This is a genomic window from Catenulispora acidiphila DSM 44928, from assembly GCF_000024025.1.
Lineage (GTDB): Bacteria > Actinomycetota > Actinomycetes > Streptomycetales > Catenulisporaceae > Catenulispora > Catenulispora acidiphila.
The window spans coordinates 1,496,360-1,523,018 of record NC_013131.1 but is presented as its reverse complement, the minus strand read 5'-3'; the positions used below and the strand labels follow the sequence as shown (position 1 = coordinate 1,523,018).

At 70.0% G+C, this 26,659-nt stretch carries 21 protein-coding genes and 2 tRNA genes; 9 read left to right on the top strand and 14 right to left on the bottom strand.

What is annotated here, in order from left to right; genetic code table 11:
* Window positions 1-36: 36 nt before the first annotated feature.
* Window positions 37-861: a hypothetical protein gene (locus CACI_RS06650; protein WP_012785554.1), complete on the top strand. Its 825-nt coding sequence runs from the start codon at window positions 37-39 to the stop codon at window positions 859-861.
* Window positions 862-1,036: 175 nt separating this feature from the next.
* Window positions 1,037-1,109, top strand: a tRNA-Glu gene (locus CACI_RS06645).
* A gap of 138 nt (window positions 1,110-1,247) precedes the next feature.
* Here the strand turns inward: CACI_RS06645 and CACI_RS06640 are convergent.
* Window positions 1,248-2,192: a helix-turn-helix transcriptional regulator gene (locus CACI_RS06640; protein ID WP_012785553.1), complete on the bottom strand. Its 945-nt coding sequence runs from the start codon at window positions 2,190-2,192 to the stop codon at window positions 1,248-1,250.
* Window positions 2,193-2,282: 90 nt separating this feature from the next.
* Between CACI_RS06640 and CACI_RS06635 the strand changes: the two genes are divergently transcribed.
* Complete coding sequence (locus CACI_RS06635) at window positions 2,283-2,864, top strand: SGNH/GDSL hydrolase family protein (RefSeq protein WP_012785552.1); 582 nt, start codon at window positions 2,283-2,285, stop codon at window positions 2,862-2,864.
* On the opposite strand, the gene CACI_RS06630 is transcribed toward CACI_RS06635, so the two are convergent.
* A complete protein-coding gene (locus CACI_RS06630; RefSeq protein ID WP_012785551.1) occupies window positions 2,830-3,318 on the bottom strand; it encodes a DUF4265 domain-containing protein in 489 nt (162 codons plus the stop codon). The two genes, CACI_RS06635 and CACI_RS06630, sit on opposite strands and share 35 nt — an antisense overlap.
* A gap of 150 nt (window positions 3,319-3,468) precedes the next feature.
* On the opposite strand from CACI_RS06630, the gene CACI_RS06625 reads away from it, so the two are divergent.
* From CACI_RS06625 to CACI_RS06610, 4 genes are all read left to right on the top strand, one after another.
* The gene (locus CACI_RS06625) at window positions 3,469-6,693 is read left to right on the top strand and encodes an FtsX-like permease family protein (RefSeq protein WP_012785550.1); all 3,225 of its coding nucleotides are present in this window, start codon (window positions 3,469-3,471) and stop codon (window positions 6,691-6,693) included.
* Entirely contained in the window at window positions 6,693-9,506 is a 2,814-nt protein-coding gene (locus CACI_RS06620; protein ID WP_012785549.1) for a hypothetical protein, read from the top strand. Before CACI_RS06625 ends, CACI_RS06620 begins: the two co-directional genes overlap by 1 nt.
* Before the next feature lie 109 nt (window positions 9,507-9,615).
* Window positions 9,616-10,875: a DUF1266 domain-containing protein gene (locus CACI_RS45195; protein ID WP_012785548.1), complete on the top strand. Its 1,260-nt coding sequence runs from the start codon at window positions 9,616-9,618 to the stop codon at window positions 10,873-10,875.
* Window positions 10,876-11,069: 194 nt separating this feature from the next.
* Window positions 11,070-11,142, top strand: a tRNA-Glu gene (locus CACI_RS06610).
* On the opposite strand, the gene CACI_RS54095 is transcribed toward CACI_RS06610, so the two are convergent.
* Both CACI_RS54095 and CACI_RS06600 read right to left on the bottom strand, forming a co-directional pair.
* Window positions 11,105-11,863 (bottom strand): class I SAM-dependent methyltransferase, encoded by a 759-nt coding sequence (locus CACI_RS54095; RefSeq protein ID WP_395994361.1) that lies wholly within the window; start codon window positions 11,861-11,863, stop codon window positions 11,105-11,107. The two genes, CACI_RS06610 and CACI_RS54095, sit on opposite strands and share 38 nt — an antisense overlap.
* Before the next feature lie 281 nt (window positions 11,864-12,144).
* On the bottom strand, window positions 12,145-13,170 hold the full coding sequence (locus tag CACI_RS06600; RefSeq protein WP_012785547.1) for a LacI family DNA-binding transcriptional regulator: 1,026 nt from the start codon (window positions 13,168-13,170) through the stop codon (window positions 12,145-12,147).
* Between the two features lie 216 nt (window positions 13,171-13,386).
* On the opposite strand from CACI_RS06600, the gene CACI_RS06595 reads away from it, so the two are divergent.
* Together CACI_RS06595 and CACI_RS06590 are read left to right on the top strand one after the other, a co-directional pair.
* Entirely contained in the window at window positions 13,387-14,745 is a 1,359-nt protein-coding gene (locus tag CACI_RS06595; protein ID WP_012785546.1) for a ricin-type beta-trefoil lectin domain protein, read from the top strand.
* Entirely contained in the window at window positions 14,742-16,928 is a 2,187-nt protein-coding gene (locus tag CACI_RS06590; RefSeq protein ID WP_223297470.1) for a ricin-type beta-trefoil lectin domain protein, read from the top strand. The genes CACI_RS06595 and CACI_RS06590 overlap by 4 nt, the downstream gene beginning before the upstream one ends.
* Window positions 16,929-16,995: 67 nt before the next feature.
* Here CACI_RS06590 and CACI_RS06585 read toward each other — a convergent pair whose 3' ends face one another.
* The 10 genes from CACI_RS06585 to gatC all read right to left on the bottom strand — a co-directional run bounded on the left by CACI_RS06585 (window position 16,996) and on the right by gatC (window position 26,642).
* On the bottom strand, window positions 16,996-17,844 hold the full coding sequence (locus tag CACI_RS06585) for an SDR family NAD(P)-dependent oxidoreductase (RefSeq protein WP_012785544.1): 849 nt from the start codon (window positions 17,842-17,844) through the stop codon (window positions 16,996-16,998).
* 323 nt (window positions 17,845-18,167) lie between these two features.
* Window positions 18,168-18,932: a peptidylprolyl isomerase gene (locus CACI_RS06580; RefSeq protein ID WP_012785543.1), complete on the bottom strand. Its 765-nt coding sequence runs from the start codon at window positions 18,930-18,932 to the stop codon at window positions 18,168-18,170.
* A gap of 112 nt (window positions 18,933-19,044) precedes the next feature.
* Window positions 19,045-19,830: an aminoacyl-tRNA hydrolase gene (locus CACI_RS06575; protein WP_012785542.1), complete on the bottom strand. Its 786-nt coding sequence runs from the start codon at window positions 19,828-19,830 to the stop codon at window positions 19,045-19,047.
* 29 nt (window positions 19,831-19,859) lie between these two features.
* Window positions 19,860-20,900 carry an NAD(P)-dependent alcohol dehydrogenase gene (locus CACI_RS06570; RefSeq protein ID WP_012785541.1) on the bottom strand — a complete coding sequence of 347 codons (1,041 nt, stop codon included), beginning with the start codon at window positions 20,898-20,900 and terminating at the stop codon, window positions 19,860-19,862.
* Between the two features lie 216 nt (window positions 20,901-21,116).
* Window positions 21,117-22,649 carry an Asp-tRNA(Asn)/Glu-tRNA(Gln) amidotransferase subunit GatB gene (gene gatB, locus CACI_RS06565; RefSeq protein ID WP_012785540.1) on the bottom strand — a complete coding sequence of 511 codons (1,533 nt, stop codon included), beginning with the start codon at window positions 22,647-22,649 and terminating at the stop codon, window positions 21,117-21,119.
* Window positions 22,646-23,272 (bottom strand): DUF4276 family protein, encoded by a 627-nt coding sequence (locus CACI_RS47545; protein WP_223297730.1) that lies wholly within the window; start codon window positions 23,270-23,272, stop codon window positions 22,646-22,648. The genes gatB and CACI_RS47545 overlap by 4 nt, the downstream gene beginning before the upstream one ends.
* Before the next feature lie 17 nt (window positions 23,273-23,289).
* Complete coding sequence (locus tag CACI_RS06560; protein ID WP_012785538.1) at window positions 23,290-24,558, bottom strand: AAA family ATPase; 1,269 nt, start codon at window positions 24,556-24,558, stop codon at window positions 23,290-23,292.
* A gap of 36 nt (window positions 24,559-24,594) precedes the next feature.
* A complete protein-coding gene (locus CACI_RS06555) occupies window positions 24,595-24,822 on the bottom strand; it encodes a hypothetical protein (RefSeq protein WP_012785537.1) in 228 nt (75 codons plus the stop codon).
* Window positions 24,819-26,327: an Asp-tRNA(Asn)/Glu-tRNA(Gln) amidotransferase subunit GatA gene (gene gatA, locus CACI_RS06550; RefSeq protein ID WP_012785536.1), complete on the bottom strand. Its 1,509-nt coding sequence runs from the start codon at window positions 26,325-26,327 to the stop codon at window positions 24,819-24,821. Before gatA ends, CACI_RS06555 begins: the two co-directional genes overlap by 4 nt.
* 3 nt (window positions 26,328-26,330) lie before the next feature.
* Complete coding sequence (gene gatC, locus CACI_RS06545) at window positions 26,331-26,642, bottom strand: Asp-tRNA(Asn)/Glu-tRNA(Gln) amidotransferase subunit GatC (protein WP_012785535.1); 312 nt, start codon at window positions 26,640-26,642, stop codon at window positions 26,331-26,333.
* Between the last annotated feature and the right edge of the window lie 17 nt (window positions 26,643-26,659).

The window sequence follows — 26,659 nt, the reverse complement described above, 5'->3', positions numbered from 1 at the left end:
CTCCCGCCGATGCCCGCCGGGCGGCAGGCTGGAGGCATGAAGAAGCAATGGGAGACGTTCTGGGGCCTGGCGTTTCTGGGGGGTCTCATCGCGCTGGTGGCGCACCTCATGCACGTCCCCGGGCGGACGATGCTGACCGTCGCGCTGGGCGCGGCGAGCTTGTACTGGCTCCTGATCATCACGACGGTGCCGTGGAACCTGTACTTCAAGGCGCGGCGGGTGCGGCACGAGATCGGGGTCTCGCGCGAGCGCGGCATCTCGGTGCCCGAGGGACGCGAGGCCGAGGTCCGGCGCTGGGAGCGCCGACTGCTGCGGCTGGCGCTGGCCGGACACCTGGTGACAGCGGCGGCGGTGGCCGGCGTGACCTACGCCTCCGGACACCAGCTGGGATACTACTTCGCGGCGTTTTACCTGCTCAGCTGCGCGTTCCGACCGGCGGCAGCGTACCTGTCCTACGTGAAGGCGCGCATCGCCAGCCTCCTGAAGGAGACCACGCACCCCCGCGACGACGTGTTGGAGCTCACCACCCGCCTGGAGACCCTGTACGGCACCGTCCAGGCCATGCACGACGCAACGCACGAGGCCCAGGACCGCGCCTTCCGCGAGCTGGACGACCTACGCAGCGACCTGCGCGCCGCCGACGCCCGGCTACGGGAGGACATGCGGCTCTCCCGCGAGGCAGTCGAAACCGACCGCGCCAGCCTGCGAACCCAGGTCGAGCAGGTCGAACGGCACGTCGCAACCGTCACCCGCCACTTCGACCAAGCCGTCGACGGCCTCACCGACCAGCGCGAACTACTCGGCGGCATCCGCGCCTTCGTCCGGCTGGTGCGCGCGGACGCGGCAGCCGTCGGGGAGTAGGCGCCGGCGGGGCGACGTCCGGCAGGTACGGGCCACGCCACCGACCACGCCAGCACCTGCCGCACCGACCGCGGCACCAGCCGCCGCGCCACCAGGCCCGCGATTTGGGCGAACTCCGTCGATCGCCTAAGATAAGTCCCGCTGCCGACGCCTCGCGCACGGCGGCACTGCTAGGGGCCCCGTTGTGTAGCGGCCTAGCACGCTGCCCTCTCAAGGCAGTAGCGCGGGTTCGAATCCCGTCGGGGCTACCTCTGGGACTGGCCGGTTGCTTTATGCGACCGGCCTTTCTGCACGTCAGGGCCCCTCAGTGGGACGGCGATCGCGATGGCGTTGTGCCCCGAACTGCCGCTCGCGGCTGTGTACGGCTGGTCGGCGATTCGTGCTTATTAGTACATCTCAAGGATCTGTGTAGCGAGTTGGCGGATGCGCTCGCGGGCTTCGGTCGGGCCGGTGACGGTGACGCTGTTGCCGAACTGCAGGAGGTGGCGGACGTCCTCCACCTCGCGGCCGGTGACTGTGATGCGTACTCGGTGCTCTCCTGCGGTGTCCCGGATGGTCAGGCGGCGGCCGAGGATGCGGCGGGCTCGATCGAGTTGGTTCGTGTCGAGTTCGGCGTGGATCTGGAAGGTTTGCGGGTTCTCCCAGTGTGCTGTCAGGTCGCCTGCGACGCTTTGCAGGGTCACGTCTGGACGCGTTCGGCGAGGTGCCCGCATCGGTTCCCAGGCGACGATGCGTTCCAGTGCGTGGAGGTGGGGACGGCCCGCGGAGTCTGCCACGAGATACCACCGCCCGCCTTTGGCCAGCAGCCCGTAAGGGTCGATGACCCGCCAGGTGGCTTCGATGTCCTCGGATCGGCGGTAGCAGATGCGCAGCCGCACAGCGCGCCGCAGGTCACCCACCAGTGCTGCCGGGGGCAGGCCCTCGATGTCCCGGGAGAACCAGGGTCTGTTGTCGGTGGTGACGATCTCGCTCAGGGGCAGGACATCGGTGTCCGACGGACGCAGGGTGGAGCGCATCTTCTGGTGTGCGCGGCGGGTGTCGGCTGCGGCTCCCAGTTGCTCGCGCTGCGTGTCGTCGAGGCCGTAGAGGGTGAGATGGTCCCGTTCGCCGGAGGTGAGCCGTGACGTGTCGAGCATTCCGCCGGGCAGAAGGCTCACTCCGCCCCAACGGCCTCGTCGGATCAGCAGCGGGAAGCCTGCTTCTTGCAGCCATTGCAGGTCTCGGATGACGGTACGGACCGACACACCGACGTGCGCCGCCAGATCAGCGGTCGTCGTGGACTCGCGGGATTGCAGCGTCAGCAGCAGCGAGAAGAAGCGATCTGGCGTCACGGATCAAGACTGTCAGGAAACATGACGGAATCCGTCATAGATGGCAGGCAAGCTCCGGTCGTTCAGTCAGACCGACCCAAGGATGTCCAGATGACGGTTCTTCTTGTAGGCGACAGCAATCTCGCTCTCCTGTACGACCGATTCCCCGACTTGGTGGCGCAGGCGTTCGGCGCCGATGTCGAGTGCCGAGCCGCTGGAGGCGCCTGGTCCGGATCCCTCCGCCAGCAGATCGGCGACCGGCCGGCCTCGGACTACGAGGCGATCGTGGTGTCGATCGGCAGCAGCGACAGCCACACCCCTTACGGCAGTTCCCCGGCAACGTTTCGCGAGAACCTGTCCCGAGAACTGGAAAGCGGAGGCCGGTGGATCGCTCTGCTGCCGCGCGACGTACTCCGCGCTTTCGACCCCTCCGAAACCGACGAGGTCAACACTCGGATCCGGATCTTCAGCGGGATCCTTGCCGACTTGGTGGAGGCGGCCGGAGGCATCGCTCTGGATGTGGGGGCGATCACCGGAGGACTCGCACCGGCGGCGTACGACGACGACGGCATCCACCTGACGCGCGAGGCCTACGAGAACCTGGTGCCCGAGATCGCTGACGCGATCACGCGGATTGCTCCGAACTGGCGAGACGACGTCAGTTCGGGTCCGCGGCGGTCCATGCCGCGGTGACGCATCCTTCTTCCCAGTGCCACCATCCCTTTGTCTCGCCGTGGTGCAGCAGCTTGCGAATCCGGGCCAGGTCCGCGGACGGTGGGACTCGAAGGGCGACCATCCTGAACTGCTCGATTCCCTCGCCTGTGGTGCCGAGCCGGTGGAAGGTCTCGAGCACGGTCTGCCGTGCCTCTGCTGAGCCGCCGTCCTTCAGAACGATGAGCCGGATCGTGCAGTTGTCAGAGGCTTGAACGACCTTTCCGGCCCACCGCACGCCCTCTTCGTCGACACGCACTCGAATGACGTCGCCGCTCGCGACCCCTCGGACGAACCACGGTGTGTTGGCGAGGCGGACGGTTCCGTCGCCCAGGTCCACCGCCCACAGGCTTTCGACGCTTGCGGGCGGCCAACCAGCCTCGTCCACCTCCATTCGGAAGTGGAGCTTCACCTGGTCGTCGCTGATGGCGGTCATCGCGCCATCATGGCCGAGCTGCGATCCGGCGTCACCGGGTCCTAGCCATCACTGTTCGGTAACGGATGCAACGGCGCCTCAGCCGTGTCCCGTCGTAACTGCGTGACAGCACTGCGTCTCCTGGTTCGGCGGGCCTCACATCAGCGTGCGATGCTCGCCGCCGCGGTCGCGGTGGTGATGACGGCGCTGGTGTTGGTGACTCTCATTGGGCTGCATGCCTCGACGGTGCGGGCGGCGTCGGTGCGCAGTGCGCTTAGGGCCATGTCGGCGGACACGCGGACGGTGCGCGTGGTCTATGGGTCCGGTACTGAGTGGCAGGCGACGGCTGATGAACGCAGCGCGTTCTTCGCGCGGTTGCGGGCCCGAGTTGACGCGGCGTTCGCCGGGGTTGGCGCGCGGGTGGACACCACGGTCGTGTCCGGGCCGTATGTGCTGCTCGATGCGGGCCCGTCCAGTACCGACGCCGTTGCGTTCTGGTCCGGGGACGCGGTGAAGGACAAGGCTCGGCTGCTGCGCGGGCAGTGGCCCGCCGCGTCGCCCGCGTCGTCCGCGTCGTCCGCCGGCGCCGTTCCGGCTGTGGTCTCCGAACAGAGCCTGGCCGCGCATCACTGGAACCTCGGCGAGGAGGTTCGCACCCGGTCCGGGTGGGAGTCCGCCAGCAGTCTCACGTTCCGTATCGTCGGCGTCTATCAGCCGATGGATCCTACCGACGCCTTCTGGCTGCACGACGGGGATCAGGGCACTGTTTTCGTCGACTCCTCGGTCACGGCGCGCGCCGACACTGTGCTGGCGCAGGTTGCCGTCGCCGCGGCTCCCGACTCCGCCGGCTTTCCGGCCGGGCGGCTGCCGCGGTTCGCCGGTCAGCTCGCGGCTTTCGACGCCTGGGTACCGACCACGTCCTCCCCCGGCGGCGACTTCGCCGCGTCGGTCGAGGACCGTCTCGCGCCGCGGATGAGGGCGCTGGTCGGGGTGACGGCGGTCAGCGTGCGCCTGGAGTGGCTGGTGGCCGCCGAACTCGGTGTGTTGTCGGCGGCGGCGCTGGCGCAGATCGCGCGGGCGCTGGCCGATCGCCGACACGCCATGGACGGCCTGCTTCGCGCGCGTGGCTCGTCGATCCGTGCGCTGGGGCGGGTTCAGATCGTCGAAGGGCTCCTCCTCGCCGTGCCCTGTGCGCTGCTGGCGCTGTGGGCGGCTCGCTGGCTAGAGCGGCGGATGGGGGCGACGTGGGCGCACGGGGACTCCGGCGCCGCGGCTTTGCTGGACGGCGCGGACCGCGTCCAGACCGCGCAGTGGGTGGTCGCGCTGATCGGCGCGGTGCTGGCCGCGGTCCTGCTCGGCGCGGTCGGCACGCGCTCGGCGCTGACCCACAGCACGGTGGCCCGCGTCCGCCGCCGCTCCACGCTGCGCGGCACGGTGCAGCGGGCCACGATCGACCTCGCAGTGCTGGCCTTCGCGCTGGCCGCGTTGTGGGAGCTCCTCCAGGTCGGGGACGATGCCTCCCGCACCGGTTCGCTGCCCTGGCCGCAGGTGGTGGCGCCGGCGGTGCTGCTGTTCGCCGGGGCGCTCATCGCTTTGCGGCTCCTGCCCTTCCTCGCCGCGCCGGCCGGCCGGATCGCGGCGTACAGCAAGGGCCCGCTCGCCGCCCTGGCCGGGTGGCGCCTCGGCCGTGCCGCGCGGACCCAGGCCCTTCCGATGGCGCTCGTGGTCGTCGCGGTGGCCATCGGGGTGCAAGCCGGCGTTCTGCTGTCCTCGGCCGATCGGTCGGACGCGGACCAGGCCGCCTTCGTGGTCGGCGCCGACGTGCGGGTCGCAGGGCTCGTGTCCACGGGTCCCCAGACGCTGCACGCGCTGGCGACCACGCCCGGTACCGGCAAAGGGTTCGCCGCGCTCCGCGCCTCCTACCGCCTGGTCCGCGCGGATCAGGCTGCTGAGACCCATGGAGTGGACAACACCACGCCGACGGCTGACGTGCTGGGTCTGGATCCGGCCCGCTCCGACGGCGTCCTCATGCTCCGCAACGACCTCGCGGGCGGCCGAAGCTGGTCCCGGATCAGCCCTCTGTTAAGCACCGATGGCTGGAACGCGCACGGCCAGTCTGGGATCGCACTGCCGGGAACACCGACTCAGTTGTCTGCGAACATCACCTACCGCCCCGGTACCAGCAGCACGTGCACGGACGGTCCGCTTCAGGTGTCCGCGCACTTCACCGACGCTTACGGCTTTCCAGGCTCGGCGGTCCTCGGCACGATCGCCGCACCGGACGGCCTGGTCCATTCGCTGACCGGGACTTTGATCGGAAGCGGTGCGCACGTCGCCTCCCCGGTCAGCATCACCGGCTTGTCGGTCACGTCGGCCACGCTGTGCCCGATCGGGCAGGTGAGCGTCGGCGCCCTGCGTGCCGACGGCAAGCCGGTGGCCCTCGCAGCCGGTATGGGTTTCGCGGCACCCGCCGTGTCCACCGATGCCGGTCTGGCGGGCGCCGATGCCAGTGTGAAGGGCATCACCGGGCAGCCGACCGAGCTTTTGCGGCTCACCGAGACCGGCCGAACTGGCCCGCTGGTCGTCCCCGCGATCGTCACCCGACACCTGCTGGCATCCCTGGACAAGCACGTCGGCGACACCTTCGCCACCGGTGCCTTCTCCCAGCCCGTGACCCTGCGCGTCGTCGCCGAGATCGCCGGCGCCCCCGGCACCGCCGACGGCGGCCAGGACGCCGTGATCGTGCCGATCGGGCTGCTGGACCGCGAGGCGGCCCGGGCCGCGGCCGGTCCCGGGCAGACCGGCCAGCAGATCGGGCCGCTGGCCGGCGAGTGGTGGGCCGACACCGACGGCGGCGTCTCGGCACCCAGATTGGCGGACCGGTATCGCAGTACCCTGAACGGCGCACATCTCGCGCAGCCCGCGACCGTCGAGGACCGCGCCAGCCAGGAGAAGGCGCTGCGCGACTATCCCTTCGCCGCCGGCTTCAGCCTGACGCTCAAGCTCGGCTCCGTCGCGGCCCTGGCGTTCGTCCTGCTCGGCCTGGCCCTGCACACCGTCTCCACGCTGCGCGAACGGGCCGGCGAGCTGGCGGTGCTGGACGCGCTCGGCCTGACCCGCCGCCGGGCCGCGTGGCTGCTGCTGGCCGAACAGGCCGGCGTCGCGGTGCTCGGCGCGCTCGCCGGGCTCGGCCTGGGCGCCCTCGCCCTGCGATCGGAGTTCAAGCTCATGGTGTTCACGCCCTCCGGCGCTCCGCCGACGCCCCCGGCGGTCCGGGTCTACGACTGGCCGGCGCTGGGTCTGGCCGGGGCGGCCGCGGCGGTGTTCGGGGTGGTGGCGGTGCTGGTCACGTTCGCGGTCGGCGAGCGCGCCTCATTCCGTGCGGAGGCGGACTGATGCGGCGGCCGCGGTGGTGGGCTCAGGCCGCGCGGGTGCGTGGCGCGCTGGCGCTGTTGGCCTTCTTCGGCGCGGCGACCGCGGCGACGACGGCCGCGGTGCCGTACCAGATCAGCCGCTCGGATCGGGCGATCGTCAAGGACTCCGTCGGCGGTGCGCACAGCCAGGATCGAGATGTCACGCTGACCGCGACCGACTCCGACCAGTTCGACAACGACTTCCTGAGGTCCCTCGCGGCCCGGTCGCTGGCCACCATGCCGCGTCAGGTGTCGGCGCTGGTCACCGCGACGGATATCAGTGTCGTGAGTTCGGGCGAATACCCGATCATGGATCCGGGCGGGCCGTTCATCGGGCCGGACAAGCACATGGTGCACCTGAACGCGGCCGCGGTGCTCGGCTATGAGGACCACGTCCGTTTCGTCGTCGGCAGCGCGCCGACCGCCCCGCCCCACGTGGACTCCGCCAGCTCCTCGACCGCCACGGTGACCGAGTCGGCGGCGATCAGCAAGACTGCGGCCGACTTGCTCGGGCTGCGTGTGGGGTCGGTGGTGAGCACGATGGCCACCCTCACCGGCCTGCACAAAGTCGTGATCGAGTACACGATTACGGGCATCTACGTGGCCGACAACCCCGGTGACGACGTCTATTGGCGATATGCGGACCAAGCTCAGGGTCTGACTCCGGGGACCATCTGCGGCGCGGACGAACCCGACGTCGGCTACGTCGACGATCCGAAGTGCGCCCTGCCGCAAGTCGTCTGGCGCACGGATCTGCTGGTGTCCTCGGTCGCCGACGTCGATGCGATGGGGGTCCAAGCAGGCGCCGGGAAGAACACCACGACGATCGAGTACGTAGTGGATGCCTCGCGCATCCGCGTTTCGGAGCTCGCTGATCTGCAGGCAGCGGTACACAGATTGGTGGTTGGGGGGCAAGGCCTGAGTCTTCAGGATCCCCAGGGACGTCCGTACCCGTTCGCCCCCAGTACTCGGCTCGACGATCTCGCCGAGCAAGGGCTGATCGTCCAGCAGCAGGCCCGGATGCTGGACTTCGCCGTGCTCGGGGCGGCCTTGGCCGCGGCGCTCGCGGCGTTCTTCCTGATGCTGCGCACGGTGGTCACGCAGCGGTCGGCCGAGATCGTGCTGTGCAAGGCGCGGGGCGCGAGGCCGGGCCGGTTGGCGCTGCGGTTCGCCGCGCAGTCGTCGGTCGTGGTCGCCGCCGCCTCAGCGGCGGGGGTGCTGATCGCGACGGCGGCCGGGACCGCTGCCGGCGGGACGGTGCGGGCCTGGATCGGGGCGGTGCTGTTGACGCTGGCCGGAGGCGGCGCCGTCTATCTCAGGGTGCTGGCTCATGACGACCGGCCCGGCTCCGCGCGGCGCGAGGTCTCCGAGGCCGACGCCGCCGCGCGGATTCCGCGGCTGGTGCGTGACATCGTCGTGCCGTTGGGTGCCGCGGCGTCGGTCGGCGTGCTGCGCAGCCGCGGATCGGCGAACGGATCAGGGTCCTTCGACTGGCTCGCGATCGCGGCGCCGGCTCTGGTGGCGTCCGCCGCGGCCGTGGTCGTGGTGCGGGCGGTCCCGGTGCTGTGGTCGATGCCGTTCGCGGTGGCGCGGCGGGGGCGGGGGACGGTGCCGTTCGTGGCGACGGCGTTGGCCGGGCGGCGGGTGCCGGTCCTGGCCGCGCCGTTGGCCGGGCTGGTCGTGGCGAGCGCGGCGGCGACGTTCGCGGCCGGGCTGGATTCCTCGGTGACGCAAGGGGTTCGCAACGACGCGCTCTACACCGTCGGCGCGGGGGCTCGGATCGAGGCGGTCCCGGATCCGTCGAAGTTTCTGGAGAACAGCGGTGTGCCGATCGCGCTGCCTGCCGGACTCGCCGCGTCGGCCGCCGCAGTGCCGGGAGCCGGGCCGGTGATGAGCGCCTTCGTCGGCGCGGCTGAGATCGAAGGCGCGCCGGCGGCCTCAGCGAACGTCACGGTGCTGGTGGCCGACTCCGGGACGTTGCGCACGCTGACCGACCGGGCCGCTCACGAGACCGAGGGGCGGTCCGGGCGGGTGCCGTCATCGTGGCCGATGACGCCGAGCCGGCCCGGGACCGTGACCGCGTTGGTCTCGCCGGCTTTGGCGGGTCTGGTCGGGACGCATGGCACGCTGGGACTCGTGAGCGAGCAGGTCGAAGTGGACTTCGTCGCCGCCGCCGACCTGCCGACAGCGTCGGCCGTGACGGGTGAGTACGGGTCCGGGTCCGCGTATGTGGTGCTGCCGTCCGATCAGCTGAGGACCGGCGCGCCGACGCCGAACACGGTGTGGCTGACCGGGCATCCGGATATCAACGCGCTACGAAAACTGCCCGGCGTCCAGCCCTACTTCCCGCTCGCGACCTTCGCCCAGGCCTCCGCCGCCGGCTACGCGACCGGCCGGGTCTCCGCCGCGCACGCCGTGCTGCGCATGACCGAACTGCTCTCCGTCGGCTTCGGTCTCCTGTGCTTGGCGCAGACGATGGCGGGGGCGCGGAGCGCGGCGCGTGACAGTGCTCTGCTGCTCCGAGTCCATGGTCTTTCCGAAACCGGGGGGCGGCTCCTGGGCTCCGCCGTCACGCTGCCGTTGGTGGTCCTGGCAGCAGCCGGCGGTCTGGCGATGGGGACGGCGCTCGCGCCGCTCCTCGGCTCCCAGGTCTCGGACACGCCGCCGAGCGGCGGGTGGCTGGTACCCGTCATCGGCGCGGCGGTGCTGTGCACCGTCGGCGGGACCGCGCTGGAGGCCGCGCTGCGGCGCCGGCAGCAGATGTCGGTCCGCTTGCGCGCGGCTGAGTACGAGTGACGGATCGTTGCGGGAAGGAGGGCTCTGACGATCTCGGAAGAGCCCTTGCGGCATGGTTGATGGCATATTGGGGACCCGACTGCCATCGCATCCCAGGGGGGAACTCAGCGTGACGACCGAGAACTGGACGGCGCCCTCGATCGACGACCAGGGGCTGCTCGCCGCCCAGGCTGCGGACGACCAGGACGCGTACCTGACCGTGCTGGCGCGGCTGGACGTGTATGTGCCGCGGCGGGAACCGGATCAGGGTTCGAAGTTCAGCCTGCGGCGGTCGGTGGTGAAGCTGAACCAGCTCACCGTTTACGGACAGCTGAACAACGCCATACGCGGGACCTCGAAGTCGGCGCTGACGGTCAGTCAGGAGTACGACACCACGCGGCGCGGAGCGCGGCTGGTCTTGCCGGTGTACACCCGGGCGCTGGTGCCGGCCGAGCGGCCTTCGGGGGTGTACTTCGACCGCACGCTGTTCCCGACGTGGGTGCAGGAGTTGGCCAAGCAGCGGCAGACGATGCAGCTGGTGATCAACCCGGGCACGCCGGAGGAGCGGGAGCTGAACGTCGGCAAGGCCGCGCAGTGGATGAAGAAGCACCCGCACCTGATCGGCAGCTGGAACCGGCTGCACGGGACGGTGCGCACCGTCTACAACGAGCCGACGCAGGGCGAGCTGGCGCGGGCGCTGGCGTGCGGCGCGCACCTGGCGGCGAGCAACGCCGTGCCGTGGAACTCGATGGGCCACGCCTGGCTGGACTACCACACCCAGCTCGAATCGCTGCGGGACTGGTGGGGCATCGAGGGCGCGGTCGAGTGGCAGAACCAGGTCGACGCCCTCCTGGACTCCGAGAACCCGCAGCCGGTGGACCTCGTCCTGGGCATCCGCACCGAACGCGGCGCCGGCGTCCAGCCCAGCGGCGACCCCCTGCACGACACCCGCACCCTCACCGAGGCGGTCGAAGCCTGGTGCCGCGACCGCGGAGCGCCGGACCGCCTCCGCCAGGAGATGCTCGACATCGCCCAATGGGTGGTCCGCTGCGAGACCTGGATGCGCCGCGACGGCGTCCTGCCGCCCGGCGCCATCGTCGCCACCCAGGACAGCTGGGACTGGGGACGCTGCGTGAACATGGCCCGCTGGGGTCTGACCTGCGGCTTCTGCGACCGCACCACCGCCGAGCAGATCATCCGCCACGCCGGCAGCCTCTGCGCCCGCGCCTACGCCGACTGGAACCAACTCTCGGCGGCGTACATCCTCGGCCGCGTGGTGAAGATGGGACGCCAGGGAAACCCGGAGGAGTCCTACCGGGACACCCTCCAGATCCACCGGGCGCTCATGCAGGATCCGGCGAGCCCGTTCCTGACGCTGGGCCTGCGCTGAAGCGAGACGGTCAGCGGCGACCTCCAGGGAGCCCGCAGGTGGCTTCCATCGCGTCCACGTCAGAACCCTGATCCACCCGAAGTGACCCTGGTCACGGCCCGACCACCCCCCGGTTAATGCGGGATGAGCGCCATCCGAAGTGCGCTATGCTTTCGGGGTCGCCAAGCGCCCCGGAGCGCCGAAGCGACAGCTGGGGCCCCGTTGTGTAGCGGCCTAGCACGCTGCCCTCTCAAGGCAGTAGCGCGGGTTCGAATCCCGTCGGGGCTACAGGCAGGAGACCAAGTCGGTTACCGTCCGACTTGGTCTTCTTTGTGTTTTCTTCGTGTTCGTCCAGCTGGAAGTGCCAGATCACGATGGGGGGCACGGTCATCACGGCTGTGACCGCCTCGGGTATCCAGGTGAGCAGTTCCCAGCCGAGTCGGGGGGCGTCTGAGCTGGGGACGACGGTGGGGACGCCGGCTGTGGTGGATTGCTGGGCGGGGTCGTGGGGCTCGGCGCAGTGGCGGACCTGGAAGCCGGCGGGGAGTGCGGCGGCGAGGTAGTCGCTGAGGGCTCGGTGGTATTCGGTGAAGGTGGTGGGCCGGCCGTCGGGGTCGGGGGTGCGCGGGAGGGTGGGGCGCAGGTAGGAGTGCAGGACGTGGGGGTCGGAGATGACCAGGTGTCCGCCGGGTCGGAGGACGCGGGCGAATTCGGCGAATACGGGGACGAGGTCTGGCAGGTGGCACAGGGCCAGGGCGCACACGGCCAGGTCGACTGAACTCTCGGGCAGTGGGATCGAGGTCAGCTCGGCGCGGTGGAAGACGGCGCCGGGTACCTTTTCGGCGGCGATCGCGAGCATGTCGGGTGAGGCGTCGACGCCGATGACCCGGTGGCCGAGCTCCGACAGGTGTGCCGCGTACCGGCCAGTGCCGCAGGCCGCGTCGAGGGCCGTGCCGATCGGCAGGTCGGCCACGATGGCGTGGAGGTACGGCTCTTCGAACTCGATCATCGAGTTGGGTGCGTCGTAGGTGGGCGCCCACTGCCGGTAGACATCGGCGGTGGAGATGCCGCCTGGGACGGCCTCGACGCCCGGGGACGCGGCGAGTGCGGGGTCGGCCAGCAGCGTGCGGATCTCGGCGATGCGGGCCTCGACGAAAGCCTGGTCGCCGCTGCCTTCCTTGAGCCCGCGCAGAAGGGCTGCCCCTTCGAGGCCCAGCAGATATGCCAGAGGGCTGAGGTAGGTCACCTGCGGGACCGTAGAGGGCCGGGACGACTGCGGGCAAGGCGATTTTACGAACCCTGATACCGCACCGGCACCGGTCCCGTACTCCCCCGCACGATCAGCTCGGTGGCTAGTTCCAGGTGCAGGGCGTCGAGGGCTTGGCGTTCCATGAGGCGGACGAGCATGGTGACGGCGATGCGGCCCATTTCGTCGAGGGATTGGCGGACGGTGGTCAGGTGGGGGGCGGCGGCGCGGCTGATCTCGCTGTCGTCGAAGCCGGTGACGGAGAGGTCGGCGGGGACTGTGAGGCCTCGTTCGGCGGCGGCTTGGTAGACGCCCACGGCGACTTTGTCGTTGAAGCAGGCGATGGCGGTCGGGGGGTCGGGGAGGTCGAGGAGTTCGCGGCCGGCTCGGATGCCGGTGTGGATGGCTGGTTCGCCGTGGCGCAGGAGGTGGGGGTCGCCGAGGAGGCCTGCTTCGGAGAGGGCTGCCAGGTGCCCGGCGATGCGGTCGGAGCCGGAGAGCCAGTCCTCGAAGCCGGAGATGACGCCGATGCGGCGGTGGCCGAGGTCCAGGAGGTGGCCGGTGACGGCGCGGGCGCCGGCGGTGTGGGCCGAGGCGATCGAGACCACGCCGCGGGGCAGCGGGGTGCGGGGGTCCAGGACGACCACGGGGTAGCGGCGCGACTGCAGGAAGCGGAAGTCCTCGGCGGGTTCCGGGGGGAGGATCAGGATCGCGCCGGAGGTGGTCTGGGCGGTCGGCAGAGCACGGACCACCGGGACGTCCACGCGGGAATCGCCGACGTCCAGCAGGACGTGGCGGCCGGTCGCCTCCAGCGCCTCGGCGACGGCGGTGACGAGCGCGCCGAAGTAGTCGCTGAGCTTGTACGGGCAGCGCACCAGGACCGGCAGTTCGGTCTTCGGGAGCCGGGGGCGGGTCGCCGGCGCGCGGCCGCCGAGGCCGTCGATCGCCTCCTGCACGCGGCGCCGGGTGTCCTCAGAGACCTGACCCTGGGCGTTGATGACGCGGGACACGGTCGCGATCGACAGACCGGTCTCGGCGGCGATCGCGCGGACCGTGATCCTTTGACCCACCGAGGCTCCTCCCGGAACATCATCTTGTTTCATCCGGGCAGGATAGCGCCCCCGCCTCGGCAAAGCCCAGGTAAACCCTCTTTATTCGCGTCTTGACGAAAGTACGGCGCAGTGCTTCACTCCTCATCGGCAACCAGTGTTACGGAACTGTTTCTGTAACAACTCGGGTCGGTTCAGCTGCATGCCATCTCCACCACCCCACAAAGGAGCAGCACAGTGATCCCACCTCTCGAAAGGCTCAGGCCTCTGCGCACCGCACTGGCAGGAGCCTGTGTCCTGGGCATCGTGGCGACCGCCGCGATCAGCACGAGCGCGAACGCGGCGACCGTCCACCCCGCCGCGATCCCCGCTCACTACGCCGCCCCCTACCTCGAGCTCGGCAACGGCTCGGTCGGCGACATGGCCGCCGACATGAGCGCCTCCGGCGACGCGCGCTACACGCTGGCGTTCCTGATCCCGCAGTCCGGCTGTACGCCGATGTGGGAAGCCGGCAACTACTCCGTCGGCTCGTTCAGCTCGCAGATCAACGCGCTGAAGGCGGCCGGCGGCGACGTCATCATCTCCTTCGGCGGCGCCGAGGGCGGCGAGCTGGCGCAGACCTGCACCAACGTCTCGTCGCTGACCGCGGCGTACAAGAACATCGTCGACACCTACGGCGTCACCCGGCTCGACTTCGACATCGAGGGCGGCGTCCTGGGCGACACCGGCGCGACGACCCGGCGCAACCAGGCCCTGGCCGCGCTCCAGCGCGCGGAGCCGGCCGTCCAGGTCGACTACACGCTCGCGGTCGACCCCACCGGCCTGCCGGGCGGCCAGATCAACCTGCTGCAGGACGCGAAGAACCAGGGCGTGAACGTCAACGTCGTCAACCTGATGACGATGGACTACTACGACGGCCAGCCGGTCATCAACGACGCCCTGTCCTCCGCGCGCGCCGCGGCCGGCCAGATCGCGAGCCTGTACGGCATATCGACCTCCGCCGCGTACGGCAAGGAGGGCCTGACCCCGATCGCCGGCCGGAACGACGACGGCGCGATGTTCTCCCAGGGCGACGCGCAGACCCTGGAGTCCTTCGCGGCGAGCAACGGCGTCGCAGAGCTCTCCTTCTGGGAGGTCGACAGCTACGACAAGGCCACCGGCTACGCGTACTCCCGGATCTTCAACGCCATCACCGGAGGCGGCACCACCCCGCCCCCGCCGACCGGCGGCCAGATCACCGGCTACCAGGGCCTGTGCCTGGACGACCGCTCGGCCTCCACGGCCAACTTCAACCCGATCCAGGTCTACACCTGCAACGGCAGCAGCGCGCAGAGCTGGACCGTGGCCAACAACACCCTGAAGGTCCTCGGCAAGTGCCTGGACGTCAACGCCGCCGGCACCGCCAACGGCACCGTCGTCGACCTCTATGACTGCAACGGCACCAGCGCGCAGACCTGGGTCCCGCAGTCGAACGGCGAGCTGTTGAACCCCAACTCCGGCAAGTGCCTGGACGACACCGGCTTCGGCGGCTCCGGCACCCAGGCCCAGATCTGGACCTGCGCCGCCAGCGCCAACCAGAAGTGGAACCTGCCTTGAGAATCCGCGTCTCCACCGCCGGGTTCGGCGCGCTCGTCCTGACGGCGGGCCTGCTGACCTTCGGCCAAGTGGCGGCGGCGCCCAAGGCGCACGCCGCCGACCCGGTCGGCCCGATCACCGGTTACCAGGGCCTGTGCCTGGACGACCGCTCGGCCTCGACCGCCAACTTCAACCCGGTGCAGGTCTACACCTGCAACGGCAGCAGCGCGCAGAGCTGGACCGTCGGCAGCGCGGGCAACACGTTGCAGGTCCTCGGCAAGTGCCTGGACGTCAACGCGGCCGGCACCGCCAACGGGACCGCCGTCGACCTCTATGACTGCAACGGATCCGGCGCTCAGGTCTGGGTCCCGCAGTCCAACGGCGAGCTGCTGAACCCCAACTCCGGCAAGTGCCTGGACGACACCGGCTTCGGCGGCTCCGGGACGCAGGTCCAGATCTGGGCCTGCGCCGACAGCGCCAACCAGCAGTGGGCGGTGCCGACCGGCGGCGGCGGCGGGGGCGGGGGCGGCGGGGGCATCCCGCACCCGGACTTCGGTCCGAACGTCACCGTCTTCGACCCGTCGATGTCGACCTCGACCATCCAGGGCGACATCAACAGCGTCTACAACTCTCAGGTGAACAACGAATTCGGCACGCAGCGCAACGCTCTGCTGTTCGCGCCGGGCTCGTACAACGTCGACATCCCCGTCGGATACAACACCGAAGTCGCAGGGCTCGGACTCTCCCCGGACGCGGTGAACATCACCGGCGGCACCGTCCACGTCGCCGGCCACACCGCCGACGGCAACGCCACCCAGAACTTCTGGCGCGACGCGGAGAACATGGAAGTCAGCCCGCCCTCGGGCAGCACGATGTGGGCCGTCTCCCAGGCCGACCCGTTCCGGCGCATGGACGTCAAGGGCAGCATGCTGCTCTACGACAACATCCACGGCAGCGGCGGCAACTGGTCCAGCGGCGGCTACGTCGGCGACTCGCGGATCAGCGGGCAGATCAACTCCGGCACGCAGCAGCAGTTCCTGACGCAGAACACCGCGATGAACGGCGGCTGGACCGGCTCGAACTGGAACATGGTCTTCGTCGGCGACACCAACGCCCCGGCGAACACGTTCCCGAACCCGCCGGACACCACCGTCGCGCAGACCCCGGTGAACCGGGAGAAGCCGTTCATCTACGTGGACGCCAGCGGCACCTGGCAGGTGTTCGTCCCCGCGCTCCGGACGAACGCGCAGGGCCCTGACTGGACGAACGGCACACCGGCCGGCACGTCCATCCCGGTCAGCCAGTTCTACATCGTCAAGCCGGGCGACACCTCCGCCACGATCAACGCCGCGCTGTCGGCGGGCAAGAGCCTGATCGTGACGCCGGGTGTCTACCACCTGTCCTCGGCGCTGAACATCACCAGCCCGAACACCGTGGTGCTGGGTCTGGGCCTGGCGACGCTGGTGCCGGACAACGGCAACGCCGCGATCACCACGGCCGACGTGGACGGCATCGACATCGCCGGGCTGCTGATCAGCGCCAACTCCACCAACTCCGCGGTCATGATGCAGATCGGTCCCAACGGTTCGACCGCGAGCCACGCGGCGAACCCGACCGAGCTGCAGGACGTCTTCTTCCGTATCGGCGGCGACCAGGTGGGCAAGGCCACGCAGGCATTGGTGGTGAACAGCAACAACGTGATCGGCGACGACCTGTGGCTGTGGCGCGCCGACCACACGAACGGGGTCGGGTGGACCGTGAACCCGGCGCAGAACGGGCTCGTGGTCAACGGGAACAACGTGACCATGTACGGGCTCGCGGTCGAGCACTTCGAGAAGTACCAGACCGAGTGGTTCGGGAACGGCGGGCGGACTTACTTCTACCAGAGTGAGACTCCGTACGACGTGCCGAACCAGGGCAGTTGGGTGCCGCCCAACGGCGCCACCGGGTACGCCTCGTACCTGGTCGGGCCTTCCGTCACGTCGCACCAGGCGTGGGGGTTGGGGGTCTACGCGTACTTCCCGGTCAACCCCTCGATGGTGCTGGACCACGCGATCGAGACGCCGACCACGTCGGGCGTCGCGTTCCACGACATGGTCACGACCGTGCTCGGCGGCGACGGAACGCTCAACCACCAGGTGAACGAGACCGGTGGGCAGGTCACGCCCAGCCACAACGCCAGTTACCTGGTGAGCTACCCGTAGATCGAAGACGCACCACAGTTTTTTCCACAGGGAGAGCCGGCCGCGAAGTTTCGCGGTCGGCTCTCCCTCAGCGCGCCGCGTATCCGCCGTCGACCAGGTGGTAGCTCCCGGTGATGAACGACGCCCGCTCCGACAGCAGGAACGCGACCAGCTCGGCGACCTCGTCGGCCTGTCCCAGCCGTCCCATCGGATGCAGCGACACCAGGAGTTCGTGCCCGGCGTCGTCGGTCTCGGACAGCAGCGGGGTCTCGATGAAGCCGGGCCCGACGGAGTTCACCCGAATGCCGCGGCTGGCGTACTCCAGGGCGGCGGTCTTGGTCAGACCGACCACGCCGTGCTTGGCCGCGCTGTAGGCCGGAGAGCCGGCGAAACCGTTGGTGCCGAGGATGGAGGCCATGTTGACGATGCTGCCGCCGCCGGCCGCCAGCATCGCGGGGATCTCGTAGCGCATCGAGTAGAAGACGCCGTCGAGGTTGGTGGCCAGGACGCGGCGCCAGTCCTCGACGGAGTAGTCGCCGGTCGGGGCGGTGGCACCGGCGATGCCGGCGTTGTTGACCGCCATCCGCAGCGGGCCCAGGCCCGCGACCGCGGCGGCCACGGCGGCCTCCACCGAGGCCGGATCGGTCACGTCCAGCCGGACGGCCAGCGCCGGGACGCCGGTCTCGGCCAGCTCGGTCGCGGCGCGCTCGGCGCCGTCCAGGTCGTGGTCGGCCAGGGCCACGGCGGCGCCGCCGGCGGCCAGGCGGCGGGCGGTCGCCAGGCCGATGCCGGAGGCCGCGCCGGTGACCAGGACGGTCTCGTCGGCGAACTCGATCCCCGCCGGGTCCAGGTCGATGCGCGCGATGGCGGTCGCGGTGGCGTCGCCGGGACCGGACTCGATGGTCGACGACGCCTCGCTGGCCAGATCAGGCTCCATGATCCGATGCTGCGGGGCATGCCGGGGACCGGCAACAGGAAGCGGGCCGGCCGGCGGGGAGCGCCGACCGGCCCGCGTGCTCGTTCTCGCTCGCGCTCGCGCTCACGCTCGCGCGCCGCCCGCGAATGCGTTCGCACTCGCATTCGCGTCGGCGGCGGCGCGGATCACGGCCGGCGCACACCAGACCGGCGTGGATCCCGGCCGGCGTGGATCAGAGCTGGCGCGGATCACGGCTGGTGTGGATCGCCGCCAGCAGGAATCGCCGCCAGCGTGGAGCGCGGCTGGTGTGGACCGCCGCCGGCCGCGAATCGCGGCGCGGTGGACTACCGGCCGGCGCGGATGCCCACGTAGTGGAACTGCACGAAGTCGTTCGGGTAGCCGTCGCCGGGACCGTTCTGGTCGTCCTCGCCGGCCGCGGCGATCTTCTGCAGGACGTTCATGCCGCCGGTCACGACGCCGAAGGGGGTGTAGTTGGGCTGCAGCTTGGTGTCCTTCCAGGTGAAGAAGAACTGCGAGCCGTTGGTGTTCGGGCCGGCGTTGGCCATCGCGACGGTGCCGGCCGGGTAGGTGGCGCCGGCCAGGTTCTCGTCGTTGAAGGAGTAGCCCGGGCCGCCGCTGCCGGTCCCGGTCGGGTCGCCGCACTGCAGCACCCACAGGCGCTGGGTGGTGAGGCGGTGGCAGTGGGTGCCGTTGTAGTAGCCGTGGTCGATCAGGAAGCGGAAGGAGTTCGTGGTGCAGGGCGCGGCGGATGTCAGAGCCTTGACGGTGATGTCGCCGTAGGAGGTGTGGAACACCACCGAGTACGGCTGCGCCGCCTTCTTCGCGTCGAACTGCGGGATGCCCTTGAAGTTGTCGGCGGGCACGGCGGGGACGTAGCCGCAGGGGTCGGCGGCGGTCGTGGTGGCGGCGTGCGCGATGGCGGCCGGAGCGGCGGCGTCGGCGGCGACCACGGTCGCGTGCCCGGGACGCACGGGGGCGGCGCTGCCGGTCGCGCCGGCGCCCGACGCGGCGACGACACTGGCGCCGAGCAGCAGGGCGGCCGCCGCCACGAAGCGGCCGGACCGGCTGGAAAAGCGGGATTTCCGCATGGTTAGTCAGCTCCCTGAGAGGTTGGTCAGGACGCTTGCAGCCTTTCCCAGGCGTACGTGCGCTGTAAACCCCTGATGAGCTTCGAGCGACAGCGGAATGGCGACTGAGCGGTCAGTCGTCGCCGAGCACGGGCAGATCCGCGACGACGGTGCAGGATCCCGGTGCGATCTCCGTGAAGCCCGCGTCGCGCACCAGCGGACGTCCCGAGTTCGTGAGCGCCGGCCACGCTTCCTTCGCAGCCACCCGCACCGCGAGCGGGAAGCCGGCGTCGGCCCATTCCTTGCGCTGGGCGTCGTTCAAGCGCCACCATGCGATCTGCGCGGCATGCCCGACCTGCGCCATGGCCTTGCCCGCGGTCATCTCCAGCTCCGGATTCAGCCACAGGACCGGCTGCGAGCCTGGGGCGACCGGGGTGGGCGGCTCGGCGTCCTCGAGGTCCGTGCCGGAGACCTGGAGGCGTGCCAGGTCCTTCGGCCATGCGTCGAGCGGGATCGGCGGGTAGACGCGGACGTGCGCCGGGTCGGTCTCGGCGGTGCCGGTGACGGTGATGCCCGGGAGCGCCTCGGCACGCGTCCATTCGGCGCCTCGGGCTCGGCGGACGACCTTGCGGATGCGGCCGTCGGTCCAGGCGTCCACCAGCGCCGTCCACTCGCCGTCGGGCTCGGTGGAACGCGGGTCGGACAGGAAGGTGAGGACGGCGCGTGCCGACGTCTCCAGCGCGTCAGTACGCTGCGGTGGTGCCGCACGCTCGATGCGGACCACCAAGGGCAGCACGTATTGCGGGTTCGCGTCGCGCGCCGCCGCTTCCTCCTCGGTCGCCGCTGCGACAGCGGGGACAGGCGGCGAAGTCGGCGACGTTGGCAAAGTCGGCGGGGCGAAGGGGTCGCCGGGTTCCATGATCGAGCCACTCACCCCAGCAGTATGCGTCAGCCGTTGGGGAGGATGACGGCCCGCCCCCGGACTTGGCCGGCGTGCAGCCGTTCGTACGCCCTCGGCGCCTCCTCGATGCTGTACGTCTCGACGTGCACCGACACCGCTCCGTCGCGTGCCAGGTCGAGCACTTCGACGAGTTCGGCGCGGGTGCCCCAGTACGGCGCGCGGAAGGCCGCGTCGTAGGGCGTCACGCCGAAGCCGACCTGCGCGCTGCCGCCGCCGATGCCGACGATCGTGACGTCGGACTCCACGCCGGCGCAGGCCGAGGCCAGGGCGACGGTCGGGGGCGCGCCGACGAAGTCGAAGACCGCCTCGGCGCCGCGTCCGCCGGTCAGCTCCTTCACCGCCAGCGCGGCCTTCTCGTCGGACATCAGGGCTTCGTGCGCCCCGACCTCCTTGGCGAGTTCCAGCTTCTCCGGCGCCACGTCCAGCGCGACGACGCGCGCCGGGCTCAGGGCGCGCAGCAGCTGGATCGCGACGTGGCCCAGGCCGCCGGCGCCGATCACCACCGCGGTGCTGCCGCCGACCAGCTTCGGCAGCGAGGTCTTGATGGCGTGGTACGGGGTCAGGCCGGCGTCGGTCAGCGGGACGCTGCGGACCGGGTCCAGGTCGCCGAGCGGGACGAGATGCCGCGAGGCGTCGACGAGCAGGTACTGGGCGATCGCGCCGGGCGCGCCGAGTCCGGGCGGGAAGATCTGCAACTCCGCGGCGCGCAGGCAGTAGTTCTCCTTGCCCTGCGCGCACATGTGGCACATGCCGCAGCCCCAGGGCCCGTAGACGGCCACGCTTTCGCCGAGGGCGAAGCCGGTCGCGCCGTCGCCGAGCGCCTCGACCGTCCCGGCGCCCTCGTGCCCGAGGGTCAGCGGCAGCGGGAAGCGCAGCGCGGCGGCGGGCATGCTCATCACCGCGATGTCGGAGTGGCAGACGCCGGCCGCGGTGACCTTCAGCAGCACCTGGCCTGGGCCGGGTTCGGGGTCCGGAACGTCGAGGACCACCGGGGCGGCGCCGACCGCGGGGTACTGGAGGGCCTTCATCGCGGGGACCGCCTTCCGGACGGGCTTCGAGGCAGGGTCGATGCGCGCCGGACCACGGATCGGCGCCTTCCCCACCTTGACCCGGCGCCGCTCCGGCCGCAATCCGGTGGACGGTCGCGGGGCGGGCACGGCACCGCCGATCGGTGGAAAACAGCCGAGGCCGCCTCCCCTTCAAAGGGGAGACGGCCTCGGCTGTGTATCAGACCTCAGACACTCTCAGCTCGAGAGCCGCTCCAGCAGCAGTTCGCGCACCCGGGCCGCGTCCGCCTGGCCGCGCGTCGCCTTCATCACGGCGCCGATCAGCTGGCCGGCCGGGCCCTGGTTGCCGGCGCGCACCTTGTCGGCGGCGTCGGGGAACTGCGCGATGGCGCCGTCGATGGCGGCCAGCAGCGCGCCGTCGTCGCTGACGACCGCCAGGCCGCGGGCGGCGACGACCTGCTCGGGGGAACCCTCGCCGGCCAGCACGCCCTCGATCACCTGGCGCGCCAGCTTGTCGTTCAGCGTGCCGGCGGTGGTGAGCGCGACCACTTCGGCGACCTGCGCCGGGGTGATCGCCAACGCGCCGAGGTCGACGCCGTCCTCGTTGGCGCGGCGGGCCAGCTCGCCCATCCACCACTTGCGTGCCTGGTCGGGGGCCGCTCCCAGGGAGACCGTCTCGACGATCGACTCCACCGCGCCGGCGTTGAGGATCGACTGCATGTCGTGGTCGGTGACGCCCCACTCGGCCTGCAGCCGGTTGCGGCGGACGCTCGGCAGCTCCGGCAGCGTGCCGCGCAGCTCCTCCACCCACGTGCGCGCCGGGGCGACCGGGACCAGGTCGGGCTCCGGGAAGTAGCGGTAGTCCTCCGCCTCCTCCTTCACCCGGCCCGGGGAGGTGGTGCCGTCGTTCTCGTGGAAGTGGCGGGTCTCCTGGATCACCGTGTCGCCGGCGTTGAGCACGGCGGCGTGGCGGCGGATCTCGAAGTTCACCGCGCGCTCGACCGATCGCAGGGAGTTGACGTTCTTGGTCTCCGAGCGGGTGCCGAACTTCTCCCGGCCGTGCGGGCGCAGCGAGAGGTTGGCGTCGCAGCGCATCTGGCCGAGCTCCATGCGGGCCTCGGAGACGCCGAGCGCCTTGATCAGCTCGCGCAGCTCGGCGACGTAGGCCTTGGCGACCTCCGGGGCGTCCGCGCCGGTGCCGGTGATCGGCTTGGTGACGATCTCGATCAGCGGGATGCCGGCCCGGTTGTAGTCGACCAGCGAGTAGTCCGCGCCGTGGATGCGGCCGGTGGCGCCGCCGACGTGGGTGGACTTGCCGGTGTCCTCCTCCATGTGCGCGCGCTCGATCTCGATGCGCCACGTCTTGCCCGCCGCCTCGACGTCCAGATAGCCGTTGAAGGCGATCGGCTCGTCGTACTGCGAGGTCTGGAAGTTCTTCGGCATGTCCGGGTAGAAGTAGTTCTTCCGCGCGAAGCGGCACCACTCGGCGATCTCGCAGTTCAGCGCCAGACCGATGCGGATCGCGGACTCGATCGCCTTGGCGTTCACGACCGGCAGCGAGCCGGGCAGGCCCAGGCAGGTCGGGCAGGTCTGGGTGTTCGGGGCCGCGCCGAAAGCCGTCGGGCAGCCGCAGAACATCTTGGTGACGGTGCCCAGCTCGACGTGGACCTCCAGACCCATAACCGGGTCGTAGGCCGCCAGGGCGTCCTCGTAGGAAGGCAGGTTGGCTGTGATCACTTTGCGCGTACCTGTCGTAGTCGTGTCGGTCATTTCTTGTAACCCAGTTCCTCAAGGGCATTGGCCATATCAGACCACCAGCGCTGGAACGACGGGACTTTTCGTAGACGCTCAAGGTCGATGAGGTCAGCCAAGTCGGCAAACATGCCGGGACGGCGATCTCGTTGCCGGTCGCGTCCCCCGCTGCGGACCCCGAGCCAAGCGATCTCGTTCAGCAGCGCCTTAGGGTCGAGAACGGCTTCTGCGTCCTTAGGGCGCTTCGGAAGCCGGGCCGTGACAAGCGGCAATGCCAGCCCGAGCACGCTCGCCAATGCTTTCGGGTCAGCGAGCAGCCATGCTTCGGTTTCCCTTAACGGCACGATAGGGACGACTGGTTCCGCCCGCGTACTAAGAACGGCGTCCCGAACTTCCTCTACTTTCGCTTTCGCGGAAGCCACCGGGGCTCCGTCGTGGTGATAAAGGACGAGGTCGAAGTGGCCCTCTCGGCCAAGGACGTCCAGAATGTGCTCTGGCCTTTGATGATCCGCCAATACCGGTAAGACCTCGACTTCGACGGCGAACCGGCAGCTCGTTTGCAGCATGAATTCGGTAGCGCGCTTAAGGAGCCCGGTAAGCAACCAGCGATCAGATGGCCCTTCGCTGATCAGAACACACATAAGATAGCGAGGAGGCATCAGATCGCCGACCTGCCAGCGGATCGGAACGACTCGACGGCTTCCCGCGACATCGGCGCCCGTTCGGCGCTACTGTCGCGAGCCTCCGACGGGCCCGCGCGACGCACCGCAGTCACGGTACTCACCTTGCCCTGATCAACTCGCGAGACCAAGCTGGTCACGACAACTTGTGCTGGCGGCACTTCTCGGAGGATCTCGGCCGAGTGGCTCGCGATGACCACCTGACGCAACGGCCAGTCAGCCTCATCATTCCCAGGATCACTGGTCATCTCCCGCAACAAACGCAGCAGCCTGCGGAACGCCTGCGGGTGCAGAAAGGCCTCGGGCTCGTCAAACAGCAATGGTGCGGTCTGTTCCGAGTCGTTGAGTGCCGCAATAGTCGCCAGCGCGCTGAGCGTACCGTCCGACGCTTCCGACGCAGGGAACGGCGGCTGGTTGCGTGCCGCGAATTCCACGCGGATATCCCGACGCACATTGTCAACCACGACATCGAAACGCGGCACGTCCGACAATAGACCGCGAAGTTCCAACTGAACGTCAGCCATCGCTCCAACAGGGTGGTCTTCAGACCGAGTCGACTCCCGAATCCTGTGCAGATAGCCTGGCAGACCAGCCCCATCAGAGGCCATCTGGCCTTCGTCAGCCATCGATGAAAGCTGGCGGAGCGCAGAACCCTCGAACTGATAGACCTTGACGCCTTCGAGGCCGAGGGCAAGGTCCGTGAGCCAGGCGACCTCCTTACCATCAGACATGACCGGCGTCATACCAAGAAGCGATCTACGCAGGCCCCGCTTTGCTACAGCTTGATCGGGACGCATACCCTGGTCCCGCTGATGGAGCTGGCGAAACTGACCTGAGGCCCCGACAAAATCAAACCAGTGGTCTGCACCCAAACGGCGTTCGATGACTTCACTTAGATAGCGCATTCTCCGATCAGCGGCAGCGCCACCGCGCCCGATCGTCGCCTCGTACCGCCAGCGATTACCTACGTGCTCCCCGAAATCGGTCAAGAACTCCAGAGCGAAGCGCATCTCCGGTGCTCGCGTACCGTCGCTGTACTGATGGAACAAACTCTCGCCATCGCCACGCACTGACGAAACAGCGCTAGGCAGATCCGCGCTGACAGCCGTCGTGAGGAAACGGACCGCGTCCAGCACGTTCGACTTGCCACTGGCGTTAGCTCCGATGAGCACAGTGAAAGGGTGCAGGTCCAGGCTGAAATCAACGAACGATTTGAAGCCGTCGATCTCGATTCTGGTGATGATCATCGCACCCCTCCACCACAGTTCATCGAGCCGCCCACCTCAAGACTCGTTCTTGCCTGCGCCGCGCCGGGACCGCAGCACCTGGAGCACACCCACGGTCAGCGCCGCCGCCGAGACCGCGGCGTCGGCGAGGGCGAGCTTGTCGCCCTTCACGCGCGCCTCCTTGAACCGGCGCGCCAGGACCGGGGCGAGGGTCACCGAGCTGCCGATCGCGAACAGCGTGCCGAAGGTGCCGCGCGCCTTGGCCGCGTTCTTCTTCTTGCTCACAGGGACGGCACCTCCTCGATGAGCGGGTGCCCCCACTTGGTGGTCATCGCGGCCTCGACCGCCGCGCCGACCCGGTAGAGGCGGTCGTCGGCCATGGCCGGGGCGATGATCTGCAGGCCGACCGGCAGGCCGTCCTCGGGTGCCAGGCCCACCGGGACCGACATGCCGGCGTTGCCCGCCATGTTGGTCGGGATGGTGCACAGGTCGGCCAGGTACATCGCCATCGGGTCGTCGGCGCGCTCGCCGATCTTGAAGGCGGTGGTCGGGGTGGTCGGGGAGACCAGCACGTCCACGTCGGCGAAGGCGCGGTCGAAGTCGCGCATGATCAGGGTGCGGACTTGCTGCGCCGAGCCGTAGTAGGCGTCGTAGTAGCCGGAGGACAGCGCGTAGGTGCCGAGCATGATGCGGCGCTTCACCTCGGGACCGAAACCGGCCTCGCGGGTCAGGGCCATGACTTCCTCGACGCCGTTCACGCCGTCGTCGCCGACGCGCAGTCCGTAGCGCATGGCGTCGAAGCGCGCCAGGTTCGAGGAGCACTCCGAGGGCGCGATCAGGTAGTACGCCGGCAGCGCGTAGTCGAAGGAGGGGCAGTCCACCTCCACGACCGTGGCGCCGAGGTCGCGCAGCGTCTGCACGGCCTCGTGGAAGCGCTGGCGCACGCCCTCCTGGTAGCCCTCGCCGTCGAACTGCTTCACCACGCCGATGCGCATGCCCTCGACGTTCGCGAGCTTCGCGGCGCCCACGACGTCCGGGACCGGCAGGTCGATGGACGTGGAGTCCATCGGGTCGTGCCCGGCGATGACGGCGTGCAGCAGCGCGGCGTCCAGCACCGTGCGCGCGCACGGGCCGCCCTGGTCCAGCGAGGAGGAGAAGGCGACCAAGCCGTAGCGGGAGACGCCGCCGTAGGTCGGCTTCACCCCGACCGTGCCGGTGACCGAGGCGGGCTGGCGGATCGAGCCGCCGGTGTCGGTCCCGATCGCCAGCGGCGCCTCGAAGGCGGCCAGCGAGGCCGAGGAGCCGCCGCCGGAACCGCCGGGGATGCGGGTCAGGTCCCACGGGTTGTGGGTGACGCCGTAGGCGGAGTTCTCGGTGGAGGAGCCCATCGCGAACTCGTCCATGTTGGTCTTGCCGAGGATGACGATGTCGGCCTCGCGCAGCCGCCGGGTCACGGTCGCGTCGTACGGCGGGACCCAGCCCTGCAGGATCTTGGAGCCGCAGGTGGTCGGCACGCCCTTGGTCGTGAAGACGTCCTTGAGCGCCAGCGGGACGCCGGCCAGCGGGCCGAGCCGCTCCCCGCGCGCCAGCTTGGCGTCGACCTCGGCGGCCTTGGCCAGCGCGCCCTCGGCGTCGACGTGCAGGAAGGCGTGGACCTTCTCGTCGACCTTCGCGATGCGGTCCAGGTGCGCCTGCGCCACGTCGGTCGCGGTGACCTCGCCGTTCCTGATGGCGCCGGCGAGCGCGGCGGCCGTGCTCCTGGTCAGTTCACCATCGAACCTGTTACTCATCGGTCAGTCCTCCCCCAAAATGCGCGGCACGCGGAATCGCTGATCCTGCGCGGCAGGCGCCTGGCCCAGCACGTCCGCCGGATCCAGGCACGGCCGCTCGACATCGGGCCGGGTGACGTTGACCAGCGGCAGCGCGTGCGAGGTCGGCGGGATGTCCTGCCCCTGGCCGAGCAGCTGCACGGCCTCGCTCACGCGGGCCACCGAACCGAGGATGACGTCGAGCTGCTCGGCGTAGTGCGCCAGCTCGTCGTCGGACAGGTCGAGCCGTGACAGGAGCGCCAAGTGGGCGACCTCTTCACGGGTGATAGCGGGCATATGCGCGGATCCCTACG

What these genes read in the sequence shown, in the direction of transcription:
- CACI_RS06650 (WP_012785554.1), top strand. Translation starts at nt 37, where the DNA reads ATGAAGAAGCAATGGGAGACGTTCTGGGGCCTGGCGTTTCTGGGGGGT.
- CACI_RS54095 (WP_395994361.1), bottom strand. Translation starts at nt 11,863, where the DNA reads ATGATCGAGTTCGAAGAGCCGTACCTCCACGCCATCGTGGCCGACCTG.
- gatC (WP_012785535.1), bottom strand. Translation starts at nt 26,642, where the DNA reads ATGCCCGCTATCACCCGTGAAGAGGTCGCCCACTTGGCGCTCCTGTCA.
- CACI_RS06585 (WP_012785544.1), bottom strand. Translation starts at nt 17,844, where the DNA reads ATGGAGCCTGATCTGGCCAGCGAGGCGTCGTCGACCATCGAGTCCGGT.
- CACI_RS06560 (WP_012785538.1), bottom strand. Translation starts at nt 24,558, where the DNA reads ATGATCATCACCAGAATCGAGATCGACGGCTTCAAATCGTTCGTTGAT.
- CACI_RS47545 (WP_223297730.1), bottom strand. Translation starts at nt 23,272, where the DNA reads ATGTGTGTTCTGATCAGCGAAGGGCCATCTGATCGCTGGTTGCTTACC.
- CACI_RS06620 (WP_012785549.1), top strand. Translation starts at nt 6,693, where the DNA reads ATGCGGCGGCCGCGGTGGTGGGCTCAGGCCGCGCGGGTGCGTGGCGCG.
- CACI_RS06580 (WP_012785543.1), bottom strand. Translation starts at nt 18,932, where the DNA reads ATGCGGAAATCCCGCTTTTCCAGCCGGTCCGGCCGCTTCGTGGCGGCG.
- CACI_RS06575 (WP_012785542.1), bottom strand. Translation starts at nt 19,830, where the DNA reads ATGGAACCCGGCGACCCCTTCGCCCCGCCGACTTTGCCAACGTCGCCG.
- CACI_RS06630 (WP_012785551.1), bottom strand. Translation starts at nt 3,318, where the DNA reads ATGACCGCCATCAGCGACGACCAGGTGAAGCTCCACTTCCGAATGGAG.
- CACI_RS06570 (WP_012785541.1), bottom strand. Translation starts at nt 20,900, where the DNA reads ATGAAGGCCCTCCAGTACCCCGCGGTCGGCGCCGCCCCGGTGGTCCTC.
- gatA (WP_012785536.1), bottom strand. Translation starts at nt 26,327, where the DNA reads ATGAGTAACAGGTTCGATGGTGAACTGACCAGGAGCACGGCCGCCGCG.
- CACI_RS06625 (WP_012785550.1), top strand. Translation starts at nt 3,469, where the DNA reads ATGCTCGCCGCCGCGGTCGCGGTGGTGATGACGGCGCTGGTGTTGGTG.
- gatB (WP_012785540.1), bottom strand. Translation starts at nt 22,649, where the DNA reads ATGACCGACACGACTACGACAGGTACGCGCAAAGTGATCACAGCCAAC.
- CACI_RS06635 (WP_012785552.1), top strand. Translation starts at nt 2,283, where the DNA reads ATGACGGTTCTTCTTGTAGGCGACAGCAATCTCGCTCTCCTGTACGAC.